The sequence below is a fragment of the Xenorhabdus sp. NBAII XenSa04 genome (assembly GCF_963866145.1).
In the GTDB taxonomy this organism is placed as follows: Bacteria; Pseudomonadota; Gammaproteobacteria; order Enterobacterales; family Enterobacteriaceae; genus Xenorhabdus; species Xenorhabdus indica.
This window is the reverse complement of record NZ_CAWMEB010000300.1, coordinates 1-1,095: the sequence shown is the minus strand read 5'-3', so window position 1 is coordinate 1,095 and position 1,095 is coordinate 1. Positions and strand designations below refer to the sequence as shown.

Here is a 1,095-nt window from a genome sequence, read left to right as displayed (position 1 = left end):
CGGGCATGAGCACTTCAGCGGCTCGCTGGTTGTGCCGGTGATTGGGCTGGACGGGCAAATACAGGAAATGTACGGCCGCAAAATCAATAACAGGCTGCGGGCAGGCACACCGCTGCATCTGTATTTACCGGGTGAGCATGGCGGCGTCTGGAATGAAGCGGGGCTGATCGGTTCGGCGTCGGTTATCCTGTGTGAATCGCTGATTGATGCGCTGTCATTCTGGTGTGCGGGCTTTCGCAACGTCACCTGTTCCTATGGCGTTCACGGCTTTACCGATGCCCACCGGGCGGCGTTCCGGCAACATGGGGTTCAACAGGTGTACATTGCCTATGACAATGACCCGGCAGGCAATGATGCCGCCATCCAGCTGGCATCAGCGCTGCAACTGACGGGGCTGGATGTCTGGCGGGTCGTGTTCCCCGAAGGCCGCGATGCCAATCGCGTGAGCTGCGAGGTGGCGAACCCGGAAACCGCGTTCGGGCAGTTACTGGCGTCAGCCCAATGGTTCGGTGAGCCCACAAAAACGCCCCTGGCCGCTCCCCCTCCGCGGGTGACTGCGCCAGCGCCTGCATCCGTGCCTGAACCGGGGGTTATCACCACATTGGAAGCTAACGGCGATATCGTGATCCAGCAGGATGCACAGGAATGGCGGTTGCGCGGTGTGCCGCAGAAGATCAGTGCGGTCATGAAGATCAATGTGCAGTTACGGGACAAAAACAGCGGCGCCCTGTTCGTGGACAGCCTCGATATCCTGAGCGCCCGGGCGCGTTCGGGCTTCGTGCGTCAGGCTTCGCAGGAGCTGGCACTGCCGGACACGCTGATCAAGCGGGAGCTGGGGCGGGTGTTACTGGTGCTGGAGCAACGTTCGGGGATGGCCGCTGAGACAGCGCAGGCCGCCAACGCGTTGAGCGCCGATGAGCAGCAGTCTGCTTTGATGTTGTTGCAAGATCCGGCGTTGGTCAGCCGTATTACTACTGATTTAGCCGCCTGCGGGGTTGTCGGGGAATCAATGAATCTGCTCGCGGCTTATCTGGCGGCGGTGAGCCGAAAGTTACCCAAACTCTTAGCCGTCCTGATCCAGAGCAGCAGTGCCGC

General features: G+C 60.9%; 1 protein-coding gene. It reads left to right on the top strand.

Going from position 1 to position 1,095, the window contains the following annotated elements; all coding sequences use genetic code 11:
• A partial coding sequence (locus AAC147_RS10740) for a toprim domain-containing protein (protein WP_047686592.1) occupies positions 1–1,095 on the top strand: 1,095 nt, incomplete at both ends.